The following is a 14,394-nucleotide window of genomic DNA, read 5'->3' as shown; positions in this document are numbered from 1 at the left end:
CCGACAGACGGACCCTTTCCGGCTCTCGCCGGAACACCGGCAGGGACGCCCATAGGCGCTAACTTACCCCCGCCCCTTGCGGGAGAGGGTGGCCGCTTTAGCGGCCGGGTGAGGGGTACGCGCGTCCGCGCGACATAAAGACCTGTTTGTTTCTGCACACTTTTTCCACGCTCCCGCGTGTAAGTCCCCTCACCCCACTCGCTTACGCTCGTCCCCTCTCCCGCAAGGGGCGAGGGGATATTTTTCTTATGCTAGCGCCTATGGGCAGGGACGCCGGTGCCACTCGTAGGATTGCTTCATCTTTGTTTTCGCTACCGAAAAAAAGATGTGTGAATGCCGTAGCCTCTGGCGGGAGATGTTAGGGTGAATGTCCACAAGCCCTAATCGCCGCCGCTTGTGCTGGCGGCATCGAGTTTCAGGGGAATCGCCCCGTCGTCTCCCGCCTGGGCGGTCGTGCTGCCGCGCAGGGAAACCCGCTGCGGATCAAAGCCGGGGATAAGCTTCAAGGCGCCGACCACCGCTTCCGCCCGTGCCTGCGCGAGGCTTGCCAGACCAGCCTCGCCAATCGGTTCCGTCGTCGCGACACGCCCGCGCAGTGCCGCCACATAAGTCGGCTCGTCGAGGGCGGCGCCGGAATCGCCCGTCCCCTCCCGCGAATGGGGGGCGGGCTGCGTCAAGGATTCGAGCTGCTCCTTGCCGATCCGCTCCTCGAACAGTTGCTCCAAAAGCTGCCGCTGCCTTTTCACCGTGTTGCGATCCCCCAATTCCCGGGCCATCCGCGCGTCGAGAGCATCCAGCTGGAGCTGGATGCGATCCACGTCCGGATCCACCACCCCCGGCACCACCAAACCGAGATGAGGCCTCATCTCGAGAGCCCGGGCGAGGTGGAGGATCTTCTCTTTTTCCGGAGGATCGAGCACGGCGCGGCCCGGCGCGAAATCGATATGGTCGAGCGCGTCGTCCCCGCCGCCCAGAAGACCGGCAAGCGCCCGGAACGGCGATGTGATGAGGTTCGTCAGCAGATTGAAGGTCGCCTTCGAAATGACGCTGCCGATGTCGAACTGCGGATCGTTGAGGTTTCCGCTGACCGGGAGGTCGACATCGATCTTGCCGTCCTGATCCTTCAGCAAGGCGATCGCCAGTTCCAGCGGCAAATCCATGGCGCCCGGAACATCGAGTTTCTCACCCAGTTCCATATCCCGGATGACGACGCGATTGGCGCCGTTCAGTTTTCCCTCATCGATCGAATATTGCAAATCGACATCCAGCCGGCCCTTGGCGATGCGGCGTCCGGCGAACTTCACCGTGTAGGGGGAAAGTCCGGGAAATTCGACATTACGGAAGAGAACATTGATTTTCGTGCTCTTGCCGGGATTGAAGGGGGTCAGACTGCCGTCGATTTTCACCTGTCCGAATTCGCCGACCTGACCACGCAGCGTCACCCGTGCCGGCGACGACGACGCGGAAGCCAGAGTGGCCACCTCGCCCTGCAAATCGGAGATATGGGCCGCAAACGGCAGCGGCAGCGAGGCATCGCCGTAATCCGCCGTTCCCTTGGCAATGACGATCTTTCCCACGCTGACCTTCAGCGGCGGGGCGGCCCCGGCAGCCTCGCCCGGAACCGTCGGCTTGGCCCGCCCGGCCCTTCCCGCCTGCCGGGCGTCGGGGGAAGACTTGTTCCGCCCCACCATGATGTGGTCGAAATTCGTCGACTGATCCTCCGCCACCCGGAAGCGAAGATAGGATCCGCCGATGGTGACTTGCGAAATCTGCAGTTCGTTCGTCGCCTGACGGAACTCGTAACGATCAACGCCAAGTCTGTCCCAGGACAGAACCGGCGTGTTTTCGACTTCATCCCGCAGCTTCACCCCCCGGATCTCGCCGTGACCGGCGACGCTCAGCCCCCCCTCTCGCAGTTTGACATCGGTCTCGCCGTCGAAACGTCCGTCATCGATGGTGAGCCGGGCCATATCGTGCAGATAGGCCTGCGCGGCGGCAATGCGCAGATCGGATGCGGTCAGCTTGGCGTCGAGCCGCAGATCGGGCAGGATCGAGAAACGGCCTTGCATTTTGATGAGACCGCCCGTCTCCATCCCCGCCGCCAGGGAGAAGGGGAACTCCGCTCCGGAGGTGTTCGACAAGCTGTCGACGGCGAGATCGAAAGAGGAGATCTCGATCTTTCCCGGTTCGCCGATCGCCTGATCCTCGAACCGCGCCTTGGCATTTTTGACCTCGACTTTACCGAGCGAAACAGCCCAATCCATGCCGGGTGGCGCCGTCGCGGTCGTGGGCTGCGGTGCCGGAGCGACGGCCGGTTGCGGAGCAGCCAGCCACGGCGCCGGGCCAAGCTGACCGTCTTCCTGCCGTCGCAGCGCGAGGGTCGCTCCGCTGATCGCAAGGGCGTCGGCGCCGGCCTTTTTCTCCGGCCAGGCCAGATGCCCTCCCGCCAGGCGGAGTTCCGGCAGGGTCAGAAACGGGGCCGCCGCCCCCTGTTCGTGCAAGGCCAGATCGCTGATAGCCAAGCCGACATGCTCGACCGTCAACGCCAGGACACCATCGGGCCGCTCCCGCAGGCGATAATCGAGACCGGCATCGACCGACCCCGTCGGTGCCGAGATCTTGATCGCGTCTCCGAAATATCGGGTTAGAAGAGCCGGATACGGGCCTTTCGCACTCACATGGCCGGCGGAAATAAGGGGATTGAGTCCGAATTCGCTGGTCCATTCCAGCGTCGCGCCCCCCTCCATCTCGACCAGGATATGCTGCTCGCCCGTCCTCTGCGGCAATGTGCTGAAACGGCCGATCTCCACGGTCACCGGACCGATCAGGGTCTGGAACGGATTCGCCCTCGCATGATCGGTAAAAGTCGCCGTCGCGTTCAGGATCTTCAGACGGTTGACGACAAGCCTCATCAGTCCATGATCCGTCTCGGGCTTGGTTCCATCGGAAGATTTCCCGGCGGCGCTGATCAGGCGTCCGATATTGGTGTCGGTTTCGCTATAGCGGATGATGTTGCCCTTGACGCCGTCCAGCCGGATATCGTCGAAACTCCAAGCCCAATGCACCAGGCTGGCGAGAGAGAACCGGATATAAAGCCGGTCGAAGCCGATCAGCAAAGAGCCGTCGGGTTCATCGATATGGAAGCCGCGCAGATCGATGCTGAGGGCGAACGGATCGATGAGAAGATCGTCGAGGGTCACCGGCCGTTCGAGGGTCTTCTGCGCCGAGACGACGATCTCATGGCGCAAGATCGGGGGAACGACGAAATAGCCCGCCAAGGTGTAAATCAGGAAAAGGGCGACGACCCAGAAACGCTTCCGCCGGAAATCGAGCCAGATTCGGGGTGTGCCCAACCAGGCGCGCAGGATGGCGGGCACGGATCTCCCCGCTCGACCGCCCTCGCCCGGTGAAGATTTCCGATGCAGGGGCGCATGACTGCTTGGCGGCTCGGTCGGCATCAAAAGGTCCCGGATAGTCAGTTCATATCAATATGATAGCCCCTCATTCCCGGGGCTCCCATCACTCGAAACGATCTCCCGCCGACGAGGCGGGAAATTTTAAACATATAACCATCACCCGGAAAAATGGTACCGGGATTTGGTGTACGCTCCCGCCGCCACCGCAAGTCACAGACGGATTCCGTCGACTGCGGCGATCCATCGGCCAGGCGCCAGGGGCTGGGCGTCGATGTGATGCATGCCCTTGCCGTTCCACCCCGCCCCCGAGGCCTCCAGAATCGGGCTGCCGGAGATTTCCTCCTCCGCATAGGCGGTCCGGGTCAGGCGCGTGACGGAAAAGGCGCGAACCCCGCCGCCGTAGCGGCGAGCGCAATCCTGCGCGAAGCGATACAGTCCACCTTCCCACGCGACAACCCGTCCGGCCGGCCGCGCCCGGGTCCTGTCGCCCACGATCAGGGGGCTGGCGGGATGTTCATGCCACGGTCCGAACAGGTCATCGGCGCAAAACAGCGTCAACATGTCATGGCTGGACGGCGCCGGACAGCCGAACATCCACCAACAGCCGTCAAACAGGAACGGTGTCGGATCGGCGAGAGAGCCTTTCACCAAGTCGGCGACATGCACCCAACGCGCCGGAAAGGGATTGGCGCGATAGAGACGCACGGCCCCCGCCCCCAGGGTCTCCGGTACCATATAGACTGCGGGACCATGGTCGAAAACGCAAGGATAGGACAGATGGAAAGGTTCGCGCAGGACGATTCCGCCGTAAGTCCATGCAATGGCATCCGGACTGTGGGCCCAGCCGACCTCCCCCATCCGGCGACCATGGTGCAGGACCTCGAAAAATAAGTGCCACAAGCCGCCGTGACGGATGAGAAACGGATCGGCGACGAACGCCGCCGGCACGTCGCTCACCTGATCCCGGGTCATGACGGTACCGGCGAGCCCCGGCAGGGGAGCCACCGCCAGCGGGCCGGGTCCGGCGTAAAGGCCGATGGACCAGGGATCGTCGGGCAAGGGAGAGTTCGTCATGACAATCGGCCGATTTCCCGCGCTCCGCTGCACCACTTCATCTTGTATTCCTCCTCTCCGCGCAGAAAATCGAGCTCGGAAAACCCTTGAACGCAGGCTTCGCGCAAGGCGGCATGGATCATCAGCGTACCGGGGGAAAAAGCCGCGACGGCGGACCGGAAACCGGCGTTCCAATATCCCAAGCCGGCGGCGCCCAGCACGCAGATGTTGAGCCCGACGAGCCTCTCCTCCGCCCGGAGACCGAAAAGCAGGACGTCGCCGTCGCGAAACAACCGGGGCAATCCCCTGGTCACGAAGGCGGCGGCAATCGGGTCGCGCATGAAAAGGCTCCGCGCGCCGAACCGCTCGTCCTGCATCTCGAGGAACAAGGCCGACAGATCCTGTGTCCCGAAATCACGCGGTTCAAGTCGCGCAGCCCGCAGCCCTTGGGCCGCCGCCCGGCGCTCGGCCTGCCCCAAACGTTCCCGGAATCGCGGACTCCGCGATGCCAGCCAGTCGTCGAAGCCATCCGATAGGTCGGCGAAGGGGCAGAGAAACTTCCTGTCCGTGAGAAAGGGCGGGCGCCCCTCGGCCAGGGCGCAATCGGCGTCGGCACGAACGCAGGCCAGGTCGAGGTTCGGGAAACGGCCCCTTGCGAAAGCCATCAGGCACCGCGCCGCCGCGAGATCGCCCACAGCCACCACCACGTCGTTGTAATCGCTGAGCGGGGTGGCGAAACGGGCCATGCTCCGCTCCTTGTCCCGGACCAGGGGAAAAATCCCGGCCAGCACCCCGTCGCGAAATGCGCTCACCACCAACGGCTCGACCCCGCCGGTTTGAGCGTCCAGCGCCGCCAGATACCTGGCCGGGCTGCCGAAGGCGCGGTTGCAGCGCGACCGATACAGCAGCGAACGCCATGCCGGTACGATGGCCGCCACGGCGTCCCGGCTTGTCAGGAGGTCGCAGGAAAGGCGTCCCGTGGCGATCTCGAGATCCGCCTCGAGATCCGCCCTGTCGGCATGGATCAGGGTGGCCAGCCCGGCCACAGCCGGTAGCGAGCCGCCCTCCCGCCCGTTCCAGACGACGCTCCAGGCGGAGGGCAGTCGTTCGATCGTTCCCTTGAGACCGCCATCGCGCAGCAGGACCATCGTCGCACCGCCGGCCCGGACGGTGGGGATGGGTTCTTCCGCCAGGAAATCCGACGGCGCCACGCAGGATCGGACCAGCATGTCGAGCTGACTGTCGCCGGAAACGGCCCGGCTCATCAGATGCGCCGGCGGCCCGCCATGCAACCGCGCGCCGATTTCCACCAGGGCCGGCCCCACGTCATCGACGATGATCTCGCAATGCCCGGCGCCATGGCGTATGCCCAAAGCATCCAGCACCCTTTTGGCGAAGTCGAAAAGCCGATTGGCCAGCGGTCCATCCGTCGCCAGCAGTTCCTTGGTCGCCAACAGCCCCAGCGTGTCGTAATCCGGCGCGGGCTTGCCATAGACCCACAGGCCCGCCAGACGATGGCGGCCGTCGCGGCTGACGGTATCGACGACATACTCCCGGCCGCGCAGATATTCCTGCGCCAGGACCGTATCATTGTGAAACCCCAACCGGTCGACCCGGCCATGGATATCCCGGAAAGCCCGAACCACCGCCTCGCGCGAGGCGCACAGGCGCACCCCGTCCGCCCCCTTGGAGCAACGAGGCTTCAGGACGATGGGCCAATGCCCGCCCGCCTCGCTCCAGGACAGGATGGCGTCGAGAGTGTCGGATTGAAGCTGTCGCGGCCCCCGCACACCGTGACAACGGAGCTGTTCGATCATCAGAAACTTGTCCCGGCGCGCCGGGCTGAGCGCGGTTCCGTTGCCGGGCGCTCCCAGACCCTCGGCCAACCGGTCGGCCAGGATCACCCCCCGCTCGGAACCGGCGATCACTGAATCCACCCCGTCCTCGCGCAGCGCGGCCACCGTCGCATCGATATCGTCCCGCCAGAACAGCAGCCGGTGAAATTCCGCCGGATCGAAGGACACCGTCTCCTCCCCGGGAATATCGGGTGTGCTGCCGACCATGACCGAGGAAACGCCATATCGGGCGAAGGCGGCTGGCAGCATGGTCCCCGCATCGTAGGGATCGACGATGGCAAGGGTGCGGGGAGACGGCAAGGACCGCCTCATCCTCGCAGGCCGTCAAGATAGCCAATGAAATGATGGACCTCGGTTTCGGGAAGAAAGTCCAAGGCCGCCCGGCGCGACGCCGTGGCACAGCGAAGATAGGCCGCGGTATCCGTCAACAGGGTTTCCAGGGCCTTCCGCCACGGCATTCGTGGCTGGCGGGACGAGGCATGGCCGCCGCCCTCGGCTGGACGAACCTCGTGGACCGGCAGGGTAAAATCGACGCCCAGCTTGGCCTCCCGCTGGCCGCCGAGCCCGCCGGCCAGAACGGGAATGCCACGCAACATGGCGTCAATCGAGACGTAACCGAAGGTCTCCGGCACCAGCGACGGCGCCACAAGGATGCGGGTCTCCCGCAGGATGCTCCCGATGTCGTCGGATGGCTCCAACAGCGTGATATTGCGGCGCCGGGACAGCGCGCCGAGGACGGCGTCATCTGCTCCCCATGTCGGCACCGCCGCGAAGGAGACATCGGGGAAATGATCGGCCAGATCCAGAAAGATGGGAAGCCCCTTGATCAGGCAGGGATTGATCATCGTGACCTGGCCGGCCTCGGGCCGCCCCGGATGTTCGAACGGGCCACGGCCGAACACCGGAAAGCGGACGAGGACGGACGCTAATCCGCCATGATCGCGAAGATAACGCCGGCTGTAATCGCTGACCGCGACGATACCGCGGGCCCGCCGCATCCGCGCATGCTGGTCGGGATCGATGGTCCGGGCGTCGGGTCCGAAAGGCAGATGAAAATGGGTATGAACCAGGATCACCACCCGGTCCGGGGCAAGCCTTAAAGCCGCGTCGAGAAAAACGGCACGATGGTCGTCCGAGACCAGGATCCAGTCGGGACGCTCCGCCCGGACGATTTTCTCCACGCATGAGACGGCATCGGGAGAAGCGGTATCCACCGCCATGACGCCGACACCCTGATGATGATAGGACAGCGTCCCCGCCCCATCGACCCGAACCTCCAGATCCCGGCCGGCCAGGAATTCCGGGCCATATGGCGGCCCCGGCATCCTCGATACCACCCGGCAATCGAATCCCCGCGCCGCCAGTTCACTCATCAACAGGCGGTTGGCCTTGTTGCCCCCCCCGAGGGAAGGCAGAAACAGAGCGTCCTGCAAGAGAAGGATCTTTTCACTCATCCCCGACCATGGGCGCCATGACCACCGGAACCATCAATACAAGCTTCCCCTATTGGTGGAAAATACATCATATTATTCATCCAATGATAAACAGATTTATGGGGCGCTCAGGTGCATGGACTTGTCTGCGGACTCCTGGCCGCATCGGCGACGGAGGACATGGCGGCGGCTATCCGGGCGCGCGACCTGACCGTTTCCTGGCTGCGCTGGAACTATTCCGGCGACGTTCTGGAGGACGACGATCTCGGGCGGCTCCTCTTGCGGGCCGGCGCGGTGGGACAACGCTATTGCCTCGTTCAGGGCCATGGACACATCCTGATCGAACATGCGGGTCCCAACGGAGGAAAAGCCCGCAGCGCGTTCCAAGCCCTGGAGGATTGGACGCGCACCCACGACTTCACCTTTGCCGGCATCGCGGACCGCTGCCTGCTGGTCGATCTCGCGGCCTGGCAACGGAACGGCATGCCATCCGTCGATGCGGCCCCCCCCCTGCCCTTCGGTGCGGACCTCGACAGCCATCTTCTTGATCTCGGTGCCGATCTCGGCGCCGGCGGCGCCTTCCTGTCCTTCCTTGACGCGATGTGCGAGAAGGCCGGCCGTGGCGTGTTCGTGCTGAACTACGAATCCTATGAAGACGTGGAGGAGGTGCCTCCGGGCTTTCGCGGACCGGTCTCGACGCTTTATTGCGTCGCCGCGGGACTGAAACCGAACCGCATCCTGGAAACCCACGGCATCGGCCGGACAAGCCGGGTGGTCTTCTTCGACTACAGCAGGCAGGCGCTGGACTTTCGGCGCCGGCTGGATGCCGATTGGGACGGATACGATTATCCGACCTATCTGCGCACCGCTTTCGCCAGGCGGGATGGCGCCCACTACTATCTGTGGCCCGGAGCCGACGCCGGGAACATGGACTGGACCGAACTGGAACGCCTGTGGACGGCCGAACTGGCCCGCTGGGGAGGGGCCGAGGCATTCGCGGCTCACTGGCGACGCTACCGGAACCTGCATCATGAATACCGGTTCTGCAATATCCTCGATCCCCACGACCTGCTGGCATGGATCCGCGACGAACCCGGCGCGGTCATCTGGTGGAGCAATGCCTTCAGCACCATCTACAGTGCCCGGCACCACGGCCTGAAAGATAAACGCCGCCTTTACGAGGACTGGATCGGCCGCCTGGCGGAACGCGCTCCCGGCCTCTTCCTCTATGGTTCCGACCACAGCAACAGCAGCGTGAACGGCCTGACGGCGCGCGACTATCGGGACGGCTATTTCACGCGCGGAGGAGACCCCCTGCTGTCCCGGTCGTTCCACCGCCACGCCATCCGGTTCTGAAGCAAGGGTCCTTCGACCCCGGTGCTTGCGGATGCCCTCCCCGGAGGGGGAGGGCATCCGCAGCCGATCTCCCATCCGTCGGGACTAGGGAAAGACGTGACTGATGGCGGCACCGGGATTTGCCGGGCTGGGCGGCTGGTTCGTATAGTCGCCATGGCAGACGAAGCAGTTGCTCGCGGGCTGGCTGGCCGATGCCTGGGTGAGACTTCCCGGCGTGAGTTGCTGGAAGGTTTCCATGGTGGAATTGGCCAGGAACAACGACCCGAACTGCTGGCTGCCGGACAGAAACGGAATCACGCCGTTGCTCCACAGCGCACCGCTCTGGAAATAGTTGGCCAGAACGGTGCCGTTGCCGCCCGCCGCCGCCAGCTGGCCGCTGAGCGAGGACTGCAGCGAGATCAGCAGGGTATTGTTGACCAGCACGGGATCGGTAACCGCCTGGGTGTTCGATTGCTGATTGCCCCAGGGATTGAGACGCACGACGCTGGAGGGCGTCAGCGACAGGGGCGATGGGGTGGAACTGGAGCTGAAGGTGATGGCGACGCTTCCGTTGCTGGCCGTGCTGGAGGTCGCCGTCTCGGTGATGGCGGACGGGGCGACCGGCGCTCCGGCCTGTCCGTTGTAGAAGATCGTCGGAGTGGAGTCGCTTGTGCTCAAGGGAACGGTGGTAATGCATTGCGTATTGGGGTTGCAGGCCGTTCCCTGGCTGTTGAGGTTGTTGTTCAAATAGCTGTAGGTCGCGTCCGGAGCATTGAAGGTCGTTTCGAACGTCGCCCAGATCATTTCCGGATGGCCGGCCACGGATCCCACCACATGCATGCCGACCAGGGCCAAGGTGCGCGTCGCCGTCGTTTTGCCGTCCGAGGTCAGAACGACGAGTCCGTTCACCGTGGACTGGGTGAAAGCCGGGACATCCGCCGCGATCTTGATCAGTCCCGCCGACTGCGCCGCCGTCAGATAGGCGGTGTCGACCCAGGCGCTTTTTACCTCCAGGGCGAGCTGATTGATGTCGCCGTAGGTCTTGCCCGCCGCCGTCTGGATGTCCGTGGCCTGCTGCGACGTTATGGGGAAATTACCGGCGTTCGGCCCGTTGTTGTAGTAGTTGACCTTGCTGAGATTCTGCGCCAGCCCGGCGTAAACGTCGTTGACCTGGATGGTGTAGTAGACGATCGGATAGGTCGCATAGGTGGTATTGGTCGGCACGGGAACCGGCTGGCCGTTCACCACCAGGACGCCGCCGCCGCCGGCCTGGGCCGTCGATCCCGCATTTGGCGTCTGCGCCGCCGCGAGCTTCAACTGATGCACCGACATCTTGGGTTTATTGACCCGCACGCGGAACAGCGAACGGAAGGGCCCGGCTTTCGCGGCGGCTTTCGGCAGGCTGCTGCCTTCCGTGTTCTGGGTGAAGTTGAACGAACTGGTGGCCGGGTTTTCCAACGCCTTCGGGTTTTCCTCCGCCGTGTAGAAGGTCGGCGAGAAGATGAGCAGGTTGCCCGACGAGTCCGTGCTCGTCAGCCACAGGAACATCTGCGAGCCCCACTGATAGAAGCTGCAGAATCCGTTGGCATTGGTGAAACCGGCGCTGCTGGGCGGGACGAAACTCAAATTGCCCCCCGTAGACGGCCCCTGCCAGCTACTGAAAACCGATGAACTGACGGCGCATGTCGGAGCCGGAGGCGGCAGGGCTTGTGCCTTTGCGGAATTTTGAACGGCGATGCCGGTCAGCAGCAAGGCCAAGCCGCACGCCCCAAATAGCAACTTTTTATTCATAAAATCTCCTATTTTTAATCGTAAAAGATGTATTTCAAGACGCTCTTTTCACGTGATCACTATCGCCAAACATTCACTCTTTGATTTTAGCGGTGGCCGGAGCGGTTTTTCCCCTCACGCCGCAGGCCTGTCCACCCATTGCGCCATGGCCCGATAGTGGTTGCGCACCGACAGATCCGGCACCGATACCAGATAGACGCAGCCGTCATAGGAGGATGCGACCAGTCCGTCGGCGCATCGCGAGAGCGAACTGAGGCCGTTGGCGGCGATGGTTTTGCGTCGCACCGTTCCGGTGGGCAGGTCGACCGCCAACAGCGTCCCCCAGTAATCCCCCACGATCACCGTGTCCGAATCCCAGAAACACACCGATTTGGGAGAACGCCGGCCCAGAGCGATGGAGTGCGTGAGACGGGCGTCCGCCACCTGATAGACATTTAGCGTAAAATCGCGGGACGCGCTGGCGATCCGCTCGCCCGTCGGCGAAAAGTCCACATCGTCGACGATGGCCGTGTGCCCCGGGAAACGGTTGACCGGCCGGCCATCCAGCGTCCAGCTCATGAGCCCGCCGTCGGCGCTGCAACTGACCCCCAGGGCTTCCCCGGGATGCAGGCGCAGCGCCTTCACCGCCCCATCATGCAGGGCATGCGCCCGGACCTCCCGCCCATCCGGCGACACGCGGACGATCGCACCGCTGTAACAGGCGGCGAACACGGCTCCTTCATGGCCCGGATGACCGGCGATCCGGACGGAGTTGATGGGCCCCTGCCCCAGAGGCAGGCTGGCCAGGCTTTCCAGTCCATGCTCCGTCCGAGCGAAGACGTGCAGTCTGTGATCATGCGCCCCCGCGACGAGACGGTTCGACCGGGTATCCAGGGTCACCGCGTTCATCAGCCGGCGGCCCCCGGCCGGTTCGGCGCGGGCGATCAGGCCGGCCGCCCCGTCGGTCAAGCGGACCAGCCGGACCAGACCGTCGTCAGCCGCCAGGGCGACCGTGCCGTCTACTGTTCCGGATGCCTCGTTGAAGCAGGCATTCCCCCCCTCATCAGGCCCTCCTCCCCTTTCGCACAGCCTCCGGCCGGACAGGGCGTCCCATTGCACGACGGTGCCGTCGAAGGTGCCGGCAAGGATATTCCGGCCATCCGATGTCCAACCGAAGGATCTCTCCCATTTCGCCGGATGCGGCTCCAATTCCCCCTTGGCGGCGAAGGTCCGCGCGTCCCAGAGTCTGATCCGCTGATCATAGGCGCAGGACAGGATGTCGCCATTGGCGGGCGAGACCGCCACCTTTTTGATGCCCGAACGATGCGCCTCGATCGTGGCGACGGCCGCGCCATTTTCGCTGTCGAAGACACGAATGACGCCATCGTCGCATCCCAACACCACCCGGCCGTTCACCGTGTCGATGGCGCAACTGTCCGTCTCGGTCTCGAAAGGCCCCCAGATGCGAAGCTGGCGACCGGTCGCCAGATCCCACTGGCGCAGCGTCATATCGTCGCCTGACGAATAGATGCGCCCATCGTGATGGACGACCGACAACACGTCCTTTTCATGGCCTTCGATGATTTGTCGGATCGCTCCGCTGGGCAGGTCCCAGACGACGATCCGGTGATCGCGCGAGGCGGAAACTCCGGTCCACTCGTCGACGAAGGCGAAACATTCCACATCATCGCTGTGTCCGCGCAAGACCAGGTGTAGGCGCCGATGAAGCAAATCCCAGATATAGATGTCGTAGTCGGAAGACGACGAGGCCGCCCAGTTGCCGTCTTCGCTGACCGTGACGTGGTTGGCCAGATGACGATGGTATCCCAGCAGGTCGACCGCCCCCGTCGCCAGGTCGAACAGCGCGACCGCGCCATCATAGGCCGCGCTCACCGCCAGGGTACTGCCGGGAACGGCGGCGACCGACGTGACGGGCCCTCTGTGGCGCGTGAAGGCTCCGGTCGTCACGGCGCGGGCGTCGGCAAACGGCATCGGGAACTCCTAAGGCGTCGGCTGAGGGAGGTGAAGGTCGGACATGTCCCGTTGGTGAAGGTCGCCGAACAACGGGGTATCGCGCAGGGCATCCGCCAGATCGATCATGTTGGCCACCACCGTCTCCAGGTCCGATGGACCGCGCTTGTGACAGGCCGCGCGCAGCGGCGGGCCGGCCGGCACCTGCAGGAAGGAGAGGATTCGCCCGATCTCGGACCTGTCGCCCAGCGATTCGTAATGGGTTTCCAGCCACGCCTGTCCTGTCGCCGACAGAACGGATTCCAAGGCCGCGTAATAGGTGGCGTTCTTATCCGCATGCCGCCGCAAAGCGAGTGGATCGACATGAATGACCGGCAGGGGAGCGCCATCCGGCTCGCCGTAGCTTTCCCAAAAGCCGGTCAGTTGAGCCAAGATCTCGGACACATAGGTCCGCACGCGGTTCCGACGTTTGAGCAGGATCTTCCGTACGCGGTCGTCCCGAAGCAGCTCATCCACGGCGAAGGCATCCTCCCCCCGGTTCATCTTGAAGCCGACCGCGCGTTCCCGCTCCACGGCCGCCCAGACGCGGCGCAGGAAGGCCCGCGGATGGCTGTTACGATCGGCCACAGTTCCCAAAACCCCGCTCCAATCCCGGCCGTTGCGGGCACCATGGATGCCGAGCGGATTGAAAAGGCCGTGATGGCAAAGGATGTCCGGATGGGCATTCAAAAGACTGCACAGCAAATTGCTGCCCGTCCGCGGAGCGGCGAAAATGACGAACCGTGCCGGCGTCGGCGCCATCACGACGCCGCCGCCGCCATGCCGGTTTCCGCGCTTCCCGCCTCCAGCAGGAACCCCTCTCCGAAGAGACGCGCGCTGAACGCGCCCGGCAGGGGGCCGAGGCGTCCTCGGGCTTCCCGAATCGCCGCCTCGGCCGTTCCGGCCCGCACGAAGATGGTCACCGCGTCGGCGAATCCCTGGCTGAAGAACGACCGCAGCAGGGTTGGACCGCCCTCCACGAATAGACTGCCGACGCCAAGCGCGTAAAGCGACTGCAAGGGGGCTCGAAGATCGTGGCCGCGCATGCTCAGGGCCGTCGCGCCCCGGCCGGGGTCGCGGCAGTTACCGACGACGAAAGCGGCGGTTCCGGTCGGCGGTACCAGGCAAGGCTGGGAACCCGCGAAGATGACGCGGACCGGTTGGCGGCGGGGCTCCCGTCCCAGCCTTTCGGCACGAACGCTCAGACGTGGCCGATCGAGGTTCCAGGTCCGCCCGCCGACCGCGATCGCGTCATAACGTTCACGAAGCAAATGAACCCGGCGCCAGTCGTCATGACAGGACACATTGCCCGAAAACCCCTGCGGCGACTCCTCCACCCCGGTTTCCTCCGCCGCGAAGTTGATGTGGATGAAGGGACGCCCCATCGCCGCCATCGCTCTTTAATATTAATTCAGATGATCATATGATCACGTCTCCCGTCGATGCAACTTAAAGATGCATATTAATAACTATTACTATCGTTTTAATGCAAATGGATGATGTCGTCATGAAGACAGGATG

9 protein-coding genes are annotated in these 14,394 nt (G+C 64.0%); 1 reads left to right on the top strand and 8 read right to left on the bottom strand.

What is annotated here, in order from left to right:
* Positions 1–380: 380 nt before the first annotated feature.
* From CWS72_RS13240 to CWS72_RS13225, 4 genes are all read right to left on the bottom strand, one after another.
* Positions 381–3,377 (bottom strand): DUF748 domain-containing protein, encoded by a 2,997-nt coding sequence (locus CWS72_RS13240; RefSeq protein ID WP_158240643.1) that lies wholly within the window; start codon positions 3,375–3,377, stop codon positions 381–383.
* Positions 3,378–3,626: 249 nt separating this feature from the next.
* Positions 3,627–4,490, bottom strand: a complete 864-nt coding sequence (locus tag CWS72_RS13235) for a glucosamine inositolphosphorylceramide transferase family protein (protein WP_101251090.1) — start codon at positions 4,488–4,490, stop codon at positions 3,627–3,629.
* Entirely contained in the window at positions 4,487–6,625 is a 2,139-nt protein-coding gene (locus CWS72_RS13230) for a GNAT family N-acetyltransferase (RefSeq protein WP_158240642.1), read from the bottom strand. The genes CWS72_RS13235 and CWS72_RS13230 overlap by 4 nt, the downstream gene beginning before the upstream one ends.
* Before the next feature lie 8 nt (positions 6,626–6,633).
* The gene (locus tag CWS72_RS13225) at positions 6,634–7,779 is read right to left on the bottom strand and encodes a glycosyltransferase family 4 protein (RefSeq protein ID WP_101251088.1); all 1,146 of its coding nucleotides are present in this window, start codon (positions 7,777–7,779) and stop codon (positions 6,634–6,636) included.
* Between the two features lie 111 nt (positions 7,780–7,890).
* Between CWS72_RS13225 and CWS72_RS13220 the strand changes: the two genes are divergently transcribed.
* A complete protein-coding gene (locus tag CWS72_RS13220) occupies positions 7,891–9,114 on the top strand; it encodes a hypothetical protein (RefSeq protein WP_101251087.1) in 1,224 nt (407 codons plus the stop codon).
* 84 nt (positions 9,115–9,198) lie between these two features.
* Here CWS72_RS13220 and CWS72_RS13215 read toward each other — a convergent pair whose 3' ends face one another.
* From CWS72_RS13215 to CWS72_RS13200, 4 genes are all read right to left on the bottom strand, one after another.
* Positions 9,199–10,884, bottom strand: coding sequence for a hypothetical protein (locus CWS72_RS13215; RefSeq protein ID WP_146002739.1), 1,686 nt, complete (start codon positions 10,882–10,884; stop codon positions 9,199–9,201).
* A gap of 114 nt (positions 10,885–10,998) precedes the next feature.
* Positions 10,999–12,855 (bottom strand): WD40 repeat domain-containing protein, encoded by a 1,857-nt coding sequence (locus CWS72_RS13210; RefSeq protein ID WP_101251085.1) that lies wholly within the window; start codon positions 12,853–12,855, stop codon positions 10,999–11,001.
* Between the two features lie 9 nt (positions 12,856–12,864).
* On the bottom strand, positions 12,865–13,635 hold the full coding sequence (locus tag CWS72_RS13205) for a hypothetical protein (protein WP_101251084.1): 771 nt from the start codon (positions 13,633–13,635) through the stop codon (positions 12,865–12,867).
* Entirely contained in the window at positions 13,635–14,258 is a 624-nt protein-coding gene (locus CWS72_RS13200) for a RibD family protein (protein ID WP_158240641.1), read from the bottom strand. Before CWS72_RS13200 ends, CWS72_RS13205 begins: the two co-directional genes overlap by 1 nt.
* Positions 14,259–14,394: the final 136 nt, after the last annotated feature.

It is taken from the genome of Telmatospirillum siberiense (assembly GCF_002845745.1).
GTDB lineage: Bacteria > Pseudomonadota > Alphaproteobacteria > Rhodospirillales > Magnetospirillaceae > Telmatospirillum > Telmatospirillum siberiense.
Note: the sequence above shows the minus strand (reverse complement) of the source record. Positions and strands in the feature narration are given on the sequence as shown.